At 67.8% G+C, this 13,675-nt stretch carries 15 protein-coding genes; 8 read left to right on the top strand and 7 right to left on the bottom strand.

The features are described from left to right. Positions 1-2: 2 nt before the first annotated feature. The 3 genes from AC3A6R_RS20740 to AC3A6R_RS20730 form a co-directional block, all read right to left on the bottom strand. Positions 3-377: a hypothetical protein gene (locus AC3A6R_RS20740; RefSeq protein ID WP_487858544.1), complete on the bottom strand. Its 375-nt coding sequence runs from the start codon at positions 375-377 to the stop codon at positions 3-5. Between the two features lie 56 nt (positions 378-433). Then, positions 434-598 carry a DUF1328 domain-containing protein gene (locus AC3A6R_RS20735; RefSeq protein WP_487858543.1) on the bottom strand — a complete coding sequence of 55 codons (165 nt, stop codon included), beginning with the start codon at positions 596-598 and terminating at the stop codon, positions 434-436. 418 nt (positions 599-1,016) lie between these two features. Continuing rightward, entirely contained in the window at positions 1,017-2,336 is a 1,320-nt protein-coding gene (locus tag AC3A6R_RS20730) for a CHASE3 domain-containing protein (protein ID WP_487858542.1), read from the bottom strand. A 130-nt stretch (positions 2,337-2,466) separates the two neighbouring features. Here AC3A6R_RS20730 and AC3A6R_RS20725 point away from each other — a divergent pair, with 130 nt between their 5' ends. After that, entirely contained in the window at positions 2,467-3,099 is a 633-nt protein-coding gene (locus tag AC3A6R_RS20725) for a response regulator (protein WP_015866882.1), read from the top strand. Between the two features lie 61 nt (positions 3,100-3,160). Here the strand turns inward: AC3A6R_RS20725 and AC3A6R_RS20720 are convergent, their stop codons facing one another. Then, positions 3,161-3,568: a response regulator gene (locus AC3A6R_RS20720; RefSeq protein WP_487858541.1), complete on the bottom strand. Its 408-nt coding sequence runs from the start codon at positions 3,566-3,568 to the stop codon at positions 3,161-3,163. A 238-nt stretch (positions 3,569-3,806) separates the two neighbouring features. Between AC3A6R_RS20720 and AC3A6R_RS20715 the strand changes: the two genes are divergently transcribed. Next, complete coding sequence (locus tag AC3A6R_RS20715) at positions 3,807-5,840, top strand: AsmA family protein (RefSeq protein WP_487865431.1); 2,034 nt, start codon at positions 3,807-3,809, stop codon at positions 5,838-5,840. A 3-nt stretch (positions 5,841-5,843) separates the two neighbouring features. Here AC3A6R_RS20715 and AC3A6R_RS20710 read toward each other — a convergent pair whose 3' ends face one another. The 3 genes from AC3A6R_RS20710 to gpmA form a co-directional block, all read right to left on the bottom strand. Further along, the gene (locus tag AC3A6R_RS20710) at positions 5,844-6,602 is read right to left on the bottom strand and encodes a HesA/MoeB/ThiF family protein (RefSeq protein WP_487865430.1); all 759 of its coding nucleotides are present in this window, start codon (positions 6,600-6,602) and stop codon (positions 5,844-5,846) included. A gap of 35 nt (positions 6,603-6,637) precedes the next feature. Further along, positions 6,638-8,080, bottom strand: coding sequence for a S41 family peptidase (locus AC3A6R_RS20705; RefSeq protein ID WP_487858634.1), 1,443 nt, complete (start codon positions 8,078-8,080; stop codon positions 6,638-6,640). Positions 8,081-8,183: 103 nt separating this feature from the next. Then, a complete protein-coding gene (gpmA, locus tag AC3A6R_RS20700) occupies positions 8,184-8,927 on the bottom strand; it encodes a 2,3-diphosphoglycerate-dependent phosphoglycerate mutase (protein WP_487858538.1) in 744 nt (247 codons plus the stop codon). A gap of 105 nt (positions 8,928-9,032) precedes the next feature. On the opposite strand from gpmA, the gene AC3A6R_RS20695 reads away from it, so the two are divergent. From AC3A6R_RS20695 to nadA, 6 genes are all read left to right on the top strand, one after another. Next, entirely contained in the window at positions 9,033-9,416 is a 384-nt protein-coding gene (locus AC3A6R_RS20695) for a rhodanese-like domain-containing protein (RefSeq protein WP_487858633.1), read from the top strand. A gap of 70 nt (positions 9,417-9,486) precedes the next feature. Beyond that, the gene (gene grxC / locus AC3A6R_RS20690) at positions 9,487-9,747 is read left to right on the top strand and encodes a glutaredoxin 3 (protein ID WP_487858537.1); all 261 of its coding nucleotides are present in this window, start codon (positions 9,487-9,489) and stop codon (positions 9,745-9,747) included. Positions 9,748-9,917: 170 nt separating this feature from the next. Continuing rightward, positions 9,918-10,382, top strand: a complete 465-nt coding sequence (secB, locus tag AC3A6R_RS20685; RefSeq protein WP_487858536.1) for a protein-export chaperone SecB — start codon at positions 9,918-9,920, stop codon at positions 10,380-10,382. Between the two features lie 24 nt (positions 10,383-10,406). Next, complete coding sequence (locus AC3A6R_RS20680) at positions 10,407-11,423, top strand: NAD(P)H-dependent glycerol-3-phosphate dehydrogenase (RefSeq protein WP_487865429.1); 1,017 nt, start codon at positions 10,407-10,409, stop codon at positions 11,421-11,423. A gap of 65 nt (positions 11,424-11,488) precedes the next feature. Continuing rightward, entirely contained in the window at positions 11,489-12,439 is a 951-nt protein-coding gene (nadC, locus tag AC3A6R_RS20675; RefSeq protein WP_487865428.1) for a carboxylating nicotinate-nucleotide diphosphorylase, read from the top strand. A gap of 7 nt (positions 12,440-12,446) precedes the next feature. Beyond that, positions 12,447-13,565, top strand: a complete 1,119-nt coding sequence (gene nadA / locus AC3A6R_RS20670) for a quinolinate synthase NadA (RefSeq protein ID WP_487865427.1) — start codon at positions 12,447-12,449, stop codon at positions 13,563-13,565. The last annotated feature ends 110 nt before the right edge of the window (positions 13,566-13,675 follow it).

Genomic DNA, 13,675 nt, shown 5'->3' with positions numbered 1-13,675 from the left:
GATCAGTAGTCGTCGCTGCGGCCGCGGCTGGCCAGCACGATCAGTGCGGTGATGGCGGCGCCGGCTGCGGCGGCAATCAGCACCGAGCGCACGGGCTGGTCGGAGATGTAGCGCCCGGTCACGTCGGCTGCCTGTTCCAGGCGGCGCTGCGCGCGTGCGCTGGTGGTCGACGCCGCATCGAGGCCGCGCTGCACCGCTTGCTGAACGCGCGCTGCAAGTTGCTCGACCCCGGGTTCCACGTCGCGACGCAGTTCGCGGACCTTTTCGCCGGCTGCGTTCACCGCGTTCTGCGCATAGGCGCGCGTGCTTTCGACCGCTTCATTGGCGGTCTGGCGTGCGTCATCGGCGAGTTGCGAGGGGGTCTTTGTCGTGTTCATGGGGGAGTTTCCTTTCCGGGGAGATGAAATGCGGGAGCCTGAGGATGGTACCTACGCTACTTGCGTCGTAGCAAGCCGGCCAGGAAGCTGGCAATGGCGAGCACCACGAAGATCACGAACAGGATCTTGGCGATGCCTGCCGCGCTGGCTGCGATGCCGCCGAAACCGAGCACGGCGGCGATCAGCGCGATGACCAGAAACACCACTGCGTAATGCAACATGTGGACTCCTTCGAGACTTCGCTCGTTGTTGGCAAATGCTGCCACGGCCCGCGTCATGTGTGGGAAATGGCAGCGTGGTGCAACCTTAAGTGGTGGCCTCGCAAAGGGTTGTCAGCGCCAGGGCGCGGGGAGCGTAGGAGATGGCCGAGTTCCCAGGAGGCTGTCGGGCTTGGGCATGGCCCCGCGTTGTGCGAGACAGGGCGCAGGCAAGGCGCCAAGCGCAAGCTGGACTGATGTCCAGCGAGCATTGGCAACGCCGCATGCGCCCTGTCTCGTGCAACCCTTCGGGCCGTTTGCTGGGACTGCCATGCTGCGTTGCGGGCTCGTTGTGTGGCTCGCCACACGGCCTCACCCGCGCCTTGCCTGGCAGTCCCAGCAAACGGCGCGGGGCCATGCCCAAGCCCGACAGCCTCCTAGATCAAGGCAGCTTGGCCACGGGCAGCATGGCGCTCAGGCGCGTGCCGCGCCCCGGCGTCGAGGTGATCGTGAGCTTGCCGCGCGCCGCCTCGACACGGTGGCGCATCCCCGCGAGCCCATGCGTCGATGGGCGCATGCGCAGCGGGTCGAAACCCTTGCCGTTGTCGGCCACTTCCACGATCACGTGGTTCTCGTAGTTCTTCAGCACGATCGTCGCTTCGGTGGCCTCGGCGTACTTGCCGATGTTGGTCAGGCTTTCCTGCACCATGCGGTAGATGGTGAGCTGGCGCGACTCGTCCATCGTCACCGGTTCGAGTGCCATCTGCACCGGAATGCCCGAGCGTTCGGCGAACTCGCGCCCGAGGATCTCGAGCGAAGCCACCAGCCCGAGGTTGGACAGCGACGAAGGGCGCAGGTCCTCGATGATGCGACGCTTGAGCGCGATGCCGCTGTTGAGGAGCTCGGTCAGGTGCTGCAGCCGCTGGCTGGCGTCAGGGGTGTCGAGCAACCTCGACTTGAGCCGCGCCACATCGAGCTTGGCCGCGGTCAGCAGCGAGCCGAGCTCGTCGTGCAGCTCGCGTGCGAGGTAGCCGCGCTCGGTCTCGCGCACGTCCTGCAGGTGGGTGGCCAACTCGGCCAGCGAGGCGGTGCGCTCGCGCACCTCGTCCTCGAGCGCGTTGCGCTCGCGCTGCAGCGCCTCTTGCTGGCGCTCGCCGACCGAGCGCAGCGCATGCGACTGCCGCAGGTACAGGAAGAAGGCCAGCAGGGCGGCGAGCGCCACGATGGCGGTACCGATGCGAGCGAGCCGCAGCGACTTCATCACCTGGACCTGGGCGTCGTGCAGGGTCCGGTTGCTGGCCTCGATCAGCTCGCTCGCGGTCTTGCGGATGGCGTCCATCTCCTCGCGGCCGACGTCGGTCGTGATGACGAACTTCCATGCGTCTTCCTGGCCATCCTTGCGTAGCCGCACGCTCATGTCCATTTCGGCAATCTTGCGCAGCACGTGCTTCGACAATTCGGTCAGGCGGGCGCGTTCGGCCGGCTGGTCGGCGTAGAGTTGGCGCAGCGCGGCGAGATGCCCGTCGACCTGCTTCACCGCCGAGTCGTAGGGTTGTCGGTAGCTCGCTTCGCCGGTGAGCAGGTACCCTCGCTGTCCGGTCTCGGCGTCGAGCATGTTCTGCAGCAGCTGGTTGAGCGTGCTGCGTACCTTTTGCGCCTCGCCGATGTTGGCGAGGGCCTGGCTCGACTGGCGGTAGCCCGCCTCGTTGATGCCGACGAGGGCCAGCGCAGCCAGCGCCGCGAGCAGCAGGCTTACGGCCATTTTTGGGGGGGCTAACCAGTGCATGAAACTTTAGCGGGTACGTTCAACACAAGTTCGTGAATAATTGACAACAAGCAGGGACCGGCATGTTGCGGCTTCCGCGCTCGCGACACAACGACGAAAGTAACAGATGATCAAAATTGGAATTGTGGATGACCACGCTATCGTGAGGTCCGGCCTCCGGCAGTTCTTCTCCGAGCATGTCGACCTTCGCGTCGCCGGCGAAGCCGCCAGCGGACGCGAGGCGATCGAGCTGGTGCGCACCACCGAGCTCGACGTGCTGGTGATGGACCTCTCCATGCCGGGGCAGAGCGGCATCGACGCGCTGGCGATGATCCGCGCCAAGGCGCCGGACGTGGGCATCCTCATCCTCAGCGGGTACCCCGAAGAGCACTACGCGATGAACCTCATCCGCCAGGGGGCGAGCGGCTACCTCAACAAGGAATGCGACCCGATGGAGATCGTCAATGCGATCCGCACCATCTCGCTCGGCCGCCGCTACATCACGCCGGCCGTCGCCGAACTGCTCGCACGCCAGCTCGACCGCAAGGACGACGCGGCGCCCCACGAGCAACTGTCGGAGCGCGAGTTCCAGGTTTTCCTGAAGCTCGCCAAGGGCGAAACCGCAGGCGACATCGCCAAGACGCTGTCGCTGTCGGTCAAAACCGTGAGCACCTACCGCACGCGCCTGATGGAAAAGATGAACCTGTCGTCCAACAGCGACCTCACCTATTACGCTCTGAAGAACAAGCTGATCGATTGAGCAGCCCCCGACCTGGAGTACGAGGCCGCCCGGTGCGGCCTTTTCTTCGTCTTGTCCTCCGTCAGTCGGTGGTGCCGCTCGCGGGGCGGTGCGCCACCGCCTCGAGGATGCAGAAGTCGACCAGGGCATCGATCTCGTTCGACTTGTCGAACACGGCGTCGACGCCGAATTCCGCGCAGCGCCGCCGGATGTCGGGCGTCGCATAGTTGCTGAGCACCACCACCTTCTGGTGCGCCTTGCGCGCGGCGCAGGCCTGGAGCACGCCGAGGCCGCTGCCCTGCTTGAGGAAGAGGTCGACCACGGCAAGATCCCATTCGTCGCCGTGCGACTGCAGCCACTGTCTTGCGTGGACTTCGGTTTCTGCGAAGCCAACCACCGTCGTGCAGGTGAGCTCTTCCAGGGTGCCAATGAGGTTTTCACGGATCGTGAGGTTGTCTTCGACGATGTAGGTCTGCAATCTGGTGTCCATGCCGAACCGCGCTTCCTCTCACGTTGGCAGGCGTCGCCGCGCAACGCCTGCTGGCGACTGCCTGGGCATCGAAGGGTGGGGCTCCGCCGACGAGCATCATGCAGGGTTCGGAGGAAGCGTGTTGTAGGCGGGTTCCGACGACCGCCTTTGTGCTGCCCTCTGCCGTAGGCATTGGCTCACGATGCATGCGGTCGACTGCCGACCCGAAACACCGCAACGAAGGTATATCCAGGACACCATGGCAACGAACGTCTTTCGCACCCGGCCGCTGTGGCTCAAGCTGCTGGCCGGCTTCGTGCTGCTTCTTGCGGCACTCATGCTCCTGCTGGCGTTCTTTCCGTGGGACACCCTGCGTGAACCCGTGAACCGCTACGTCAGCGAGAAGACCGGCCGCAAGTTCGAGATCACGCGCCGGCTCGACGTAGGCATCGGGCTGCGCGGCGCGACCGTGAAGGCCGACGGGATCGAGTTCGCCAATCCGCCCTGGGCGCGCGATCCGTACCTGCTGAAGGCCGAGCACGCCGAGTTCGACATCCGGCTCTGGCCGCTGCTGCTGCGGCAGCAGGTCGTGATCCCGCGCCTTGCACTGGCCTCGCCCACGGTCGGGCTGCAGATGGAGGCCGACGGGCGCCGCACCTGGGCGTTCGGCAAGGACACCTCCGACGCGGGTACGGTGCCGGTCATCGGGTCGGTGCAGGTCGACGGCGGCGCCATCGATTTCCTGGCCAAGCACCTGGGCGTGGACGTGCATGCGGACGTGAGCTACGACACCAGCCGCGGCGACCTGCCGCTGGCCTACAAGATCAAGGGGCGCTACAAGGGCCAGCCGCTGACCGCCGACGGCCGCACCGGCAACGTGCTGCAGCTCAACGCCGCCGGGCAGCCGCCGTTTCCGCTCGAGATCGACGCGAAGGCCGGACAGACGCGGCTCAAGGCCGCTGGCACCGTGGGCCAGTTTGCCGACCTGGACGGCATCGAGGCCAAATTCGATCTCAAGGGCCAGACGCTCGGTGCGCTGTTCCCGCTGCTGGGCATTGCGCTGCCCGAGACCTCGCCCTATGCGCTGAGCGGCGATCTGCGCAAGCGCGGCACGCTGTGGGAAGTGGCCGGGCTCAAGGGCCGGCTCGGCCTGTCGGATATCGGCGGCGACATGCGCTTCGACCAGGGCGCTGCCGTGTCGCAACTCTCGGGCGAGCTGCGCTCGAAGGTGATGGACATGGACGACCTGGGGCCGCTGATCGGCCTGCGGCCCACCGAGCGCTCGGCCAAGGCCGTGGAGGGCGTGGCGCCGCCACCGACGATCCAGGACCGGCGCGCCTCGGGCGCCAAGGTGCTGCCCACGGCCCCGCTCGACTTCGAACGCCTGCGCGCGATGAATGCCGACGTCAAGTACACGGCGGACCGCATCCGCAACGTGCGCGACGTTCCGCTCGACCGCGGCAGCGTGCAGGTCAAGCTCAAGGACGGCGTGCTGGCGCTTGAACCGCTCGACCTGGGCATTGGCGGCGGCAAGCTGGCGGGCGCGATCCGCATCGACGCGACCCAGAATCCCGCGGATATCCGCGCTTCGCTCGATCTGCGAAACGTGCAGCTCAACCGGCTGATCCCGAAGGTCGAGACCATGCGGAGCAGCTTCAGCAGGCTCGATGGCCGGGTCAACCTGTCGGGTCGCGGCAACTCGGTGGCCGGCTGGCTCGGTGCCGCCTCGGGCGATGTGGCGGCACTGACCGGACGCGGGCGCTTCAGCAACCTGCTGCTCGAGTTCATGGGGCTCGATGGCGGCGAGATCATCAAGTTTCTGCTGGGCGGCGACCGCAACGTCGAACTGCGCTGCGCGGCGGTGGCCTTCGACGTCGACAAGGGCGTCATGCGCAGCCGCAGCATGGTGCTCGACACCGAAGACACCGTTTTCTACGTCACCGGCGAGGCCAACCTCGCGACCGAGAAGCTCGACTTCGTGGTGCGGCCGCAGCCCAAGGACGCGAGCATCCTCTCGCTGCGCACGCCGCTGGTCATCGGCGGCACCTTTGGCTCGCCCTCGGGTGGCGTCCAGGCGATGCCACTGGCGGAACGCGGCCTGGTCGCGCTGGCACTCGGGGCGATCAACCCGCTGCTCGCGCTGGCGGCGACCATCGAGACCGGCCCCGGCGAGGATGCCGATTGCAAGAGCGTGCTGTCGGACGCCAACAAGCCCTCGGCGGGCCCTGCAGCGGCCGGCGCCGCGAAGGCGAAGGGCGCAAAGACGAACGGTGCGCCGGCGACGCAGCGTTGAGCGTCAGTGCCCCGGGCGCGTGGCGCATACGCTGCAGTGGGGGTCGCGCGCGACCTGCAGCGTGTCGAAGGCGCTGCGGCGTCCGTCGAACATCAGGAGCCTGCCGGCGAGCGACGGTCCGATGTCCGCGAGCAGCTTGAGCGCTTCGCTGGCCTGCAGCGTGCCGATGGTGCCGACCACTGGCCCGAAGACCCCGAGCACCGCGCAGAGCGTCTCCTCGAAGGCTGCATCGGGCGGAAAGAGGCAGGCGTAACAGGGCGAGGCGTCGTCGCGGGTGTCGTAGACGCTCAGCTGGCCGTCGAAGCGGATCGCCGCGCCCGCGACCAGCGGCTTGCCATGCGCCACGCAGGCGCGGTTCACCGCATGGCGGGTCGCGAAGTTGTCGCAGCAGTCGACCACCACGTCCGCCGCCGCAACGAGCCGTGCGAGCAGCGCCTCGTCGGCGCGCACGGCATGCGTCTCTATGGCGATGCCGGGGTTGATGGCGCGCATGGCCTCGGCGGCCGACTCGACCTTGGGCCGACCGACGCGGGCGTTCGTGTGGGCGACCTGGCGCTGAAGGTTGGTGAGGTCGACCTCGTCGTCGTCGACCAGCACGACGTGGCCAACGCCCGCCGCAGCAAGGTACAGCGCCACGGGCGAGCCGAGGCCGCCCGCGCCGATGACCAACACCCGGCCGGCGCTGACCCGCGCCTGCCCGTCGATGCCGAATTCCTCGAGAAGGATGTGGCGCGAATAGCGCAGGAGTTCGCTGTCTTCCATGCGCGCGTACTTACTCACCAAGCCGGCGGTCGGCCTCAGTTTTCCTTCTTCTCTTCCTTGTTGTCGACGATGACCTGGGTCTTGCTGACCAGCACCGGCTGGCCCTTCAGGCGATTGAGCGCCTGAACCAGCGGGAAGTCCTTGTCGCTGCCGAATTCGGGCACCTTGCGGTCCTGCGGCGGCTTCTTGGCTTCTTCCTCGAGGCGCTTGCGGGCCTCGTCGCGGGCCTTCTCGCGCTCGGGGTCCTTGACCTCAGGGCCCTGGCCGCTTGCCAGGTGCTTTTCGAGGTCGGCTTCGCGCATCCGCAGCGCGGCGAACGGGCTGCCCTCGGCGCTTTCATCGACCAGCACGTTGGGCACGATGCCCTTGGCCTGGATCGACGTGCCGCTCGGCGTGTAGTAACGCGCGGTGGTGATCTTCAGGCCGGTGTCGGGGCCGAGCGGGCGCACCGTCTGCACCGAGCCCTTGCCGAAGGTCTGGCTGCCCATGATGGTGGCGCGCTTGTGGTCCTGCAGCGCGCCGGCCACGATCTCGCTCGCCGAGGCCGAGCCTTCATTGACCAGCACCACGAGCGGCACGGTCTTCAGGGCCGCAGGCAGGTTGCGCAGCGGGTCGCTGCCCGAACGGCGCTGGTAGAACTCGGGCGCCGCCTTGTAGACCGACTTGCTCTCGGCGAGCTGGCCGTCGGTCGTGACCACCGTGACGTTCTCGGGCAGGAAGGCCGCCGAAATGGCCACCGCCGCATCGAGCAGGCCGCCGGGATCGTTGCGCAGGTCGAGCACGAGGCCCTTGAGGTTGGGTTGCTCGCGGTAGATCTCGTCGACCTTCTTCACGAAGTCGTCGACCGTGCGCTCCTGGAACTGCGACACGCGGATCCAGCCATAGCCCGGCTCGATGACCTTGCCGCGCACCGACTGGGTGCGGATTTCCTCGCGCGTGATCGTGACCGGGAAGGTGCGGCTCTCGTCCTTGCGGAAGATCGTCAGCAGCACCTTGGTGTTGGCCTCGCCGCGCATGCGCTTGACGGCCTCGTTGAGCGACAGGCCGCGCACGGCCGTGTCGTCGATCTTGGTGATCAGGTCGTTGGGCTTCAGGCCCGCGCGGAAAGCGGGCGAGCCCTCGATCGGCGACACCACCTTGATCAGGCCGTCTTCCTGCGAGATCTCGATGCCGACGCCGACGAAGCGGCCCGTCGTGCCCTCGCGGAATTCCTTGAAGGACTTCTTGTCGAAGTACTGCGAATGCGGATCGAGCCCCGCGACCATGCCCGAGATGGCATCGGAGATGAGCTTTTTCTCGTCGACCGGCTCGACATAGTCGCTCTTGACCATGCCGAACACTGCGGCGAGCTGCTGCAGTTCTTCGAGCGGGAGCGGCGCGAGCGAGCCGCGTGCGACCGTCTGCAGCGAGACGGTGGTCAGGACGCCGGCCACGGCGCCAGCGGCGACCCAGCCGGTAATCTTCAATTTCTGGCCCATCATGAGTGATTGTCCTTGTCGGCTGTCGAACCAATATACACAGCTTGGAAGCAAATTGCCTGCCGGGGTTCCACGGGGGACCGCCGCCCGGGGCCTTTCTTTTTCAGCCCTTGCCCTGGGAGGCCACCGCTGCCGCTGCCTTTTCGGCCGCGGCAGCGTCGCCGAGGTAGTAGTGGCGCAGCGGCTTGAGGTCGTCGTCGAGTTCGTAGACCAGCGGGATGCCGTTCGGGATGTTCAGGCCGACGATGGCGTCGTCCGAGATGCCGTCGAGGTACTTCACGAGCGCCCGGATCGAATTGCCATGCGCCGCCACCACCAGCCGGCGGCCGGTGCGGATCGCGGGGGCCATCGATTCGTTCCAGAACGGCAGCACGCGGGCCACCGTGTCCTTCAGGCATTCGGTCAGCGGGATCTGCTCGGGCGAGAGCTTCGCGTAGCGCACGTCGCCGCGCTCGCTGCGCGGGTCGTCGGCGTCGAGCGGCGGCGGCGGCGTGCTGTAGCTGCGGCGCCAGATCAGCACCTGCTCGTCACCGTACTTCTTGGCGGTCTCGGCCTTGTTCAGGCCTTGCAGGCCGCCGTAGTGGCGCTCGTTGAGGCGCCACGAATGCACCACCGGCAGCCAGGTGCGGTCGAGTTCGTCGAGGGTGTGCCAGAGCGTGCGCGTGGCACGCTTGAGCACGCTGGTGTAGGCCACGTCGAAGTCGTAGCCCTCGGCCTTGAGCAGCCGTCCGGCCTGCTTGGCCTGTTCGATGCCGGTCTCGGTGAGGTCGACGTCGGTCCATCCGGTGAAGCGATTTTCGAGATTCCAGGTCGATTCGCCGTGGCGGATCAGTACCAGTTTGTGCATGTGGGAGGCCTTTGGCAGCGCTTTGGAAAACCAGCATTCTAAAATCTCGGGTTTGCCATCCAAGGAACCCCCGTGAAATTGATCGAATTCGTCACCGCGAACTGGATGCTGGTGCTGCTCGCACTCAGCGCGGGTGGCATGCTCGCCTGGCCGAAGCTTCGTGGGGCCGGCGGTGGCACCCTCACGGCGCAGGGGGCGGTGCAGCTCATCAACCGCGAGCGCGCGGTGCTGGTCGACGTGCGGGAGCCCGAGGAGTTCGCCGCCGGCCACATGATCGGCGCCAAGAACGTGCCTTTGAACCAGATCGAGGAAAAGCTGACCGGCGCGGTCAAGAACAAGAACGTGCCGCTGCTGCTGGTCTGCGCCACCGGTGCCCGCGCCCAGCGCGCCGTGGCCACGGCCAAGAAACTCGGCTACGAGCAGGCCCAAGCCGTCTCGGGCGGACTCAAGGCGTGGAAAGAGGCTAATCTGCCGGTCGAGAAGGCCTGATCGGCGGGCGGGGGTTTCCCCCTGGCGCCGGCCGGGTTGAAAAACTGAAAGATCTCCCGAGGTACAGACCATGCAAGCAGTCAAGATGTACACCACCGCCTTCTGCCCGTACTGCGTGCGGGCGAAGCAGATCCTCAAATCCAAGGGCGTCGACGAGATCGAGGAGATTCGCATCGACAGCGATCCGCAGGCCCGCGACACCATGATGGAAATCACCCAGCGGCGCACCGTGCCGCAGATCTTCATCGGCGACACCCACGTGGGCGGTTGCGACGACCTGATGGCGCTCGACAGCCGCGGCGGGCTGGTGCCGCTGCTGCAAGGCAGCTGATCGAGCTTCCCCCGGGGAAGCGTGCATTTCGCCCGCCGTCCCAAACCTGCCTTTGGCGTGTTTCACGAACCGGCCTTTGTGCCGGGCCATAATCTTCCGTTCTCGCATCTGCAGCCCGCTGCGGGTTACCCGCCCCAGCGGGCATTGTTTTGATTCTCGAAAGTCCAGCCATGGCCGACCAGCAAGCCCAAGATCCCGTGTTCCAGATCCAGCGCGTCTACCTCAAGGATCTGTCGCTCGAACAACCCAATTCCCCCGGCATCCTGCTCGAGCAGGAGCAGCCCACGGTCGACATCCAGCTCGGCGTGGACGCCCAGCCCGTCGCCGACGGCATCTTTGAAGTCTCGGTCTCCGCTACCGTGCAGACCAAGATCGGCGACAAGACCGTGTTCCTGGTCGAAGCCAAGCAGGCCGGCATCTTCGAGATCCGCAACCTGCCCGAAGACCAGATGGGCCCGATCCTCGGCATCGCCTGCCCGCAGATCGTATATCCGTACCTGCGCGGCAACGTGGCCGACGTGATCCAGCGCGGCGGCTTCCCGCCCGTGCACCTGGCCGAGATCAACTTCCAGGCCATGTACGAGCAGCAGCAGGCGCAGGCCGCCGGCCAGCCCTCGCCGATCGTCACGCAGTAAGCGCTGCACAGCGCCGCGACGCCGATGAAGATCTGCGTTCATGGCGCCGGAGCCTGGGGCACGGCGCTCGCTGTCAATGCGGCCGGCCGCCATGAGGTCACGCTCTGGGCGCGCGATGCGGCCCAGGCCGACGCGATCTCGAAGTCGCGTGAAAACCGCCGCTACCTGCCGGGCCTGGTGCTGCCGCCGGGGCTCGCCGTGCGCGCCGGTGACCTGCGCGAGGCGCAGGCCGGCGCCGAACTCGTCATCGTCGCCACCCCCATGGCCGCACTGCGCCAGCAGCTCATCGCCTTGCGCGGTACGCGCGCGCCGGTGGCCTGGCTCTGCAAGGGCGTGGAGCCGGCGCTCGGCGGCGACGCCGCCTCGTTCGGCCTGCTGGCCCACGAGATCTGGGCCCAGGTCGCGCCCGCGCTGAAGGCCGGCGTGCTCAGCGGGCCGAGCTTCGCCCAGGAAGTCGCCGAGGGCCGTCCCACCGCACTGGTGGCGGCGAGCCCGCACGCCGAGGTGCGCGACGCGCTGGTCGATGCCTTCCACGGTCCCGCGCTGCGCGTCTATGCGAACGACGACATCGTCGGCGTCGAGGTCGGCGGCGCCGTCAAGAACGTGCTGGCCATCGCCACGGGCCTGTGCGACGGTCTCGCGCTGGGCCTCAACGCGCGCGCCGCGCTCATCACACGCGGCCTGGCCGAAATGACGCGCTTCGGGCTCGCGCTCGGTGCACGTGCCGAGACCTTCATGGGGCTTTCAGGGCTCGGCGACCTGGTGCTCACGGCCACAGGCGACCTCTCACGCAACCGCAAGGTGGGCCTGCTGCTCGCGCAGGGTCAGACCCTGGCCCAGGCGGTGGCATCGCTGGGCCATGTGGCCGAAGGCGTCTATTGCGCCCGCACCGTGGTGCAGCGCGCGCGCAGCCTGGGCATCGAGATGCCGATCGCCGAAAGCGTGGTCGCGCTGCTCGACGGCCGGCTCGGCCCGAAGGAGGCCGTCGCCTCGCTGACCGGCCGCGATCCGGTGCCCGAATCGGTTCGACCCGATTCCTGACGAACGGCTTCTTCTTCGACGGCGCGACAGGCAAAAAGACAAAAAGAGAACGAGACAACAAGACAATGACTGCCAAGAGCCATCGCTTTGATTTTTCGGCGCCCGAAGTGCGCGCACTGGCCGAGGCCGACGCGGCACGCGCCCTGCAGGAGGACGTGGCCGACGGCGACCTGACCGCCTCGTTGGTCGACCCGGCCCGCCGCGCCCTGCAGGAGGACGTGGCCGACGGCGACCTGACCGCCTCGTTGGTCGACCCGGCCCGCCGCGCCCGCGCCCGCGTGCTGGCGCGCGAGTCGGCCGTCGTTTGCGGCGCGCCGTGGGTCGAAGCCACGCTGCGGCAGCTCGATCCCGAAGCCCGCATCCAGTGGCATTGCGGCGAGGGCGAGCACTGTGCGGCCGACCAGGTCGTGCTCGAGGTCGAAGGCGCCGCGCGCGCGCTGCTGACTGCCGAGCGCACCGCGCTCAACTTCCTGCAGCTGCTGAGTGCCGTGGCCACCAAGACGGCGCAATACGCCGACGCGGTCCGCGGCACGCGCGCGCGCATCGTCGACACGCGCAAGACCCTGCCGGGCCTGCGCCTGGCCCAGAAGTACGCCGTGCGCACGGGCGGCGGCCTGAACCACCGCATCGGCCTCTACGACGCGGTGCTCATCAAGGAAAACCACATTGCCGCGGCCGGCGGCGTGGCCGCAGCGCTGCGGGCGGTGGCGCCTGTCGCGGCGCGCGCCGCCTTCGTCGAGGTCGAGGTCGAGACGCTGGCCCAGCTGCGCGAGGCGCTCGACGCCGGCGCGCGCATGGTGCTGCTCGACAACATGGACCTGCCCACGCTGCGCGAGGCCGTGCGCATCAACGAGGCGGCCGGCGAAGCGCGCAAGGCCGTGCTCGAGATCTCGGGCGGCGTGACGCTCGACGGCCTGCGCGCACTGGCCGAGACCGGCGTCGACCGGATCTCCATCGGCGCCCTGACGAAGGACGTGAAGGCCGTCGACTACTCCATGCGCTTCGAGGAAAGCTGAGCCGCCCATGCCGTCCCCGCTCATCGACGTCGACTACGAAGAGCCCGCGCGCGCGGACACGGCCGTGTGCGACACGCGCCACGCCTGGGCGCGCGTGCCGCCCGAGCCGTCGGCCAGCGAGCGCACGGCGCTCAAGGCGCGCATTCGCCGCCTGTTGCACGAGCGCAATGCGGTCATGGTGTCGCACTTCTACGTGCATCCCGACCTGCAGGACCTGGCCGAGGAGACCGGCGGCATCGTGAGCGATTCGCTCGAGATGGCGCGCTTCGGCCGCGACCATGCAGCGACCACGCTCGTGGTCTCGGGCGTGCGCTTCATGGGCGAGACCTCGAAAATCCTATCGCCCGAGAAGCGCGTGCTGATGCCCGACCTCGACGCGAACTGCTCGCTCGATCTCGGCTGCCCGGTCGAGGCGTTCAGCGCCTTCTGCGACCAGCATCCGGACCGCACCGTCGTGGTCTACGCCAACACCAGCGCGGCGGTGAAGGCGCGTGCCGACTGGCTCGTCACCTCGAGCTGTGCACTCGACGTGGTGGGCGCGCTGCATGCCGCCGGGCAGAAGATCCTGTGGGGCCCAGATCGCCACCTGGGGGACTACATCCAGCGCCAGACCGGCGCCGACATGGTGAGCTGGAATGGCGCCTGCATCGTGCACGACGAGTTCAAGGCGCTCGAGCTCGAACTGCTCAAGAAAGAACACCCGAAAGCCAAGGTGCTGGTGCACCCCGAATCGCCGGCCGACGTGATCGCGCTGGCCGATGCGGTGGGCTCGACCTCCGCCATCCTGAATGCGGCGCAGCGCATGGACGCGGCCGAATTCATCGTGGCGACCGACATCGGCATGCTGCACAAGCTGCGCACGCTGAACCCCGGCAAGACCTTCATAGAAGCCCCCACCGCCGGCAACGGCGGCACCTGCAAGAGCTGCGCGCATTGCCCGTGGATGGCGATGAACGGGCTGGCCGAGCTTGCAAACGCGCTCGAGACCGGCGCGGGCGAGGTCCATGTCGACCCGGCGCTCGGCCGGCGCGCGCGGGTGCCGATCGACCGCATGCTGGCGTTCACGGCGGGGCTCAAGAACGGCAAGGCGGCGGGCAGCTTGGTCGCGGGCATCGGCGCGGCCTGACGTTTTATTCCCTCTCCCTCCGGGAGAGGGCCAGGGTGAGGGCCTGGGCCTCACAACATCGCGCGGCCTTCGCTGCCGCTCACCCTCACCCCAACCCTCTCCCCGAGGGG

The organism is Variovorax sp. Soil_C_19, assembly GCF_057657255.1.
The sequence above is the reverse complement of the archived record's forward strand: the minus strand, read 5'-3'. Positions and strand labels throughout refer to the sequence as shown.